4 protein-coding genes are annotated in these 3,397 nt (G+C 50.7%); all 4 read left to right on the top strand.

Annotation, left to right across the window (positions count from 1 at the left end; all coding sequences use genetic code 11):
- Positions 1 to 1,218: 3-isopropylmalate dehydratase large subunit (locus Q0Y46_RS14845; RefSeq protein WP_297948616.1), on the top strand; the 1,218-nt coding region annotated here is incomplete at its 5' end.
- Between the two features lie 19 nt (positions 1,219 to 1,237).
- Positions 1,238 to 1,840: a 3-isopropylmalate dehydratase small subunit gene (locus Q0Y46_RS14840; protein ID WP_297948613.1), complete on the top strand. Its 603-nt coding sequence runs from the start codon at positions 1,238 to 1,240 to the stop codon at positions 1,838 to 1,840.
- 222 nt (positions 1,841 to 2,062) lie between these two features.
- On the top strand, positions 2,063 to 2,899 hold the full coding sequence (locus Q0Y46_RS14835) for a hypothetical protein (protein ID WP_297948610.1): 837 nt from the start codon (positions 2,063 to 2,065) through the stop codon (positions 2,897 to 2,899).
- Positions 2,900 to 3,044: 145 nt separating this feature from the next.
- Positions 3,045 to 3,397, top strand: a 353-nt coding sequence (locus tag Q0Y46_RS14830; protein ID WP_297948608.1) for a L,D-transpeptidase family protein, incomplete at its 3' end; no start/stop codon positions are given.

The raw sequence follows: 3,397 nt of genomic DNA, 5'->3' as shown, positions 1-3,397 counted from the left end.
ATTCCGACCACCTTCCCGGAACGCAACCGCCCGCTCCAGGACGGCATTTCCGAAGAGATGTTCTCCCATATCGAAAACAACACGAAGAACAACGGCATCAAGTTCTTTGGCCCCGCTACCGCAGAACAGGGCGTTATCCACATCGTGGGCCCCGAAGAAGGCGTGACCCAGCCGGGCATGACTGTTGCCTGCGGTGACTCCCACACGGCAACGCACGGTGCCTTCGGTGCTATCGCATTCGGTATCGGCACGAGCCAGGTGGCAGACGTTCTCGCTACCCAGACGCTCGCCATGAGCCCGCTCAAGACTCGCCGCATCAAGTTCACCGGCAAGCTCAAGCCGGGCGTGACCGCCAAGGACGTCGCCCTCGCCTACATCGCCAAGCTCGGCGTGAACGGTGGCGTTGGCTACGCTTACGAATTTGCAGGCCCCGTCATCGAAGAAATGGGCATGGAAGGCCGTATGACGGTCTGCAACATGGCTATCGAAGGCGGCGCCCGCGTCGGTTACTGCAACCCCGACGAAAAGACTTTCGAATACCTCAAGGGCCGTCCGTATGCCCCGAAGGCCGACAAGTGGGACGAAGCCGTTGCCTACTGGAAGTCTGTGGCTACTGACGCCGACGCCCAGTTTGATGACGAAGTCGAAATCAACTGCGACAACCTCGAACCGATGGTTACCTGGGGTATCACTCCGGCCCAGGCCATTCCGCTCAACGGCAACATGCCGAAGATCGACGAATTCGAAGGCAGCGAAAAGAAGGTCATCTCCGAAGCTTATGAATACATGGGCTGGGAAGAAGGTTCCAAGATGATTGGCCGCCCCATCGACATCGCCTTCGTGGGTAGCTGCACCAACGGCCGCCTCAGCGACTTGCAGGCCGCCGCTGATATTATCAAGGGCCACAAGGTCGCCCCGACCGTGAAGATGTGGGTGGTGCCTGGCTCCATGAAGATCAAGGTGGAAGCCGAAGCCCTCGGTCTCGACAAGATCTTTAAGGAAGCCGGTGCCGAATGGCGTGAAGCGGGCTGCTCGCTCTGCCTCGCCATGAACCCGGACAAGCTCAAGGGTCGCCAAGTGAGTGCCTCCTCCAGTAACCGTAACTTCAAGGGCCGTCAGGGCAGCCCCTCGGGCCGCACCATCCTCATGAGCCCCGCCATGGTGGCCGCCGCTGCCATCGAAGGCTGTGTCACCGACGTCCGCAAGTACATCAAGTAACGCTAAGGAGATTAAAAAAATGAATTCTATCGACATTGTTAAAGGTTCCGGCGTTCCTGTTCGCGGAAACGATATCGACACTGACCGTATCATCCCGGCACGCTTCCTCAAGTGCGTGACTTTCGAAGGCCTCGGCGCAAACGCCTTTGCCGACGATATCGCTGGCCTCGCCGCTCAGGGCAAGGTCCACCCCTTCCGCGATCCGGCCTACAAGAACGGCTCCATCCTCGTCTCGAACCAGAACTTCGGTTGCGGTTCCAGCCGCGAACACGCTCCGCAGGCCCTGAAGCGCTGGGGCATCCGCGCCATCATCGCCGAAAGCTACTCCGAAATCTTCTTCGGTAACTGTGTGGCCATTGGCGTGCCCTGCTACAAGGTGAGCCACGAAGTGGCTGACAAGATTCTCGCCTGGATCGAAGCTCACCCGAGCGAAGAACTCGTGACCAGCACCGAAAGCCGCACGCTCAAGATGGGTGACGAAACCATCGAGCTCACGCTTGCCGACGGCCCCCGCGGCCAGTTCCTCGACGGCTCCTGGCACGCACGCTCCGCCCTCATGGCCAACGCCGACAAGGTGCAGGAACTCGCTGCTAAGCTGCCGTATATGCAGTTCTTGAAGTAGACAGTGGTTAGTGGTTAGGAAAAACCACGTCATTGCGAGCGTAGCGAAGCAATCCAACCCTAATCGTCATCCTGGAGCCGCAGGTCCCTGAGCTTGTCGAAGGGTGCGGCGATAGGATCCACAAGCAATTCAAAAAGCGTCTAGGTTAAAAGCCTGGGCGTTTTTTTGTATTATATTATGTGCATCGCAGAACACTTATTCATTAAAATGAGATGAAATTGAATGATTAAGAAATTTTTAATTGCAACATTTTTGTTCATCTTGGCGGCTTGCGACAACCCAAACCAACTAAAAGAAGCAAGCAGGGTTTTTACTCCGTCTAAGGACTTACTCCTTGCTGACTATATTGCAGCCGCCGATTCAATGGCTGTTTTTTCTTGCGAATCAGAACCATCTTTCGCATCCCACTTAAAAAAAGACTTTGACGAATTTACCGAAGCGATGGCCTTCAAAGAAAAACAAGAATGTCGTGGTATATGTTGGGACAAGCAATGGGTTTCATATTATGTAGAACTTTATCGTAACGGAACTCCAATTGACACAACCCGTATTTACGCCACATATTCTAGACAAGGGTATAACAAAAACGGATATAACTACTATTTTGCAGACACATCTAAAATAGAAGACTTTTTTAAGTCTCGTAAAATTCCAAGAGTTCCAGGAGGATGTCGGCTAACGCACTGGCCCAAAGAGGACTGCGGTATTCACTGCCGTTCCATAGAAATAACAGATATGCAACTAAAAGACTCCACAGGGCAATCATTATCCGATTCTGTTTATCATGAATTTACGGAAAAAATAAAAAAGAAATATTTGCTTTATTATGCACAATTCAGTGTTCAACAAAAAATCCATTTAGACATAGATTACGAAATAGAAATAAAAGTCAACAACCAGTTTGTCTCGCATTCTTCAATCAAATCCACGCCCAAAGCAAACAGAATTGATAATCGTATTACAGATGATTGGGATTATATTTGCGATTATTGCAATAAGGATATGCGCTCCGTTAAATTCAAAATGAAATTTAGAGACCCGTTATCCGCAATGAACTAATCTACCAACCAATTAACTATTTCTCTTTCATCGCCCACATTAAACATTTCAAAAGCTTCTGATGAAAATATCACGAACACCTCTCCTACTTTTACTAACATTTCTTTTATTCTCTTGCTCTTCGGAAAAGGAATCCCCTAAACCCATGCTCTCCTCACCCATCGACAACATTCTTGTAGAAAAGGCTAACCGCAAAATGTATTTGCTCAAGGGCGATGTCGTTGTCAAGTCATACAGAATTTCATTGGGCAAGAATCCGGTCGGAGCAAAGGTCAAATCAGGTGACAACAAGACACCCGAGGGCAATTACACCATCGAGAAGCACAACCCCAAAAGCATTTTCCATTTATCGCTAAAGATTTCGTACCCGAACGCAGAGCAAATCAAGGCCGCAAAAGAAGGCAATTACGAGCCCGGTGGCGACATTATGATCCACGGCTATCCGAACAAGGTTCCGGCATTCCTCTTTAAATTCTGGCACAAGTGGAAAGACTGGAC

It is taken from the genome of uncultured Fibrobacter sp., assembly GCF_947305105.1.
Lineage (GTDB): Bacteria > Fibrobacterota > Fibrobacteria > Fibrobacterales > Fibrobacteraceae > Fibrobacter.
This window is presented reverse-complemented; position numbering and strand designations above follow the sequence as displayed.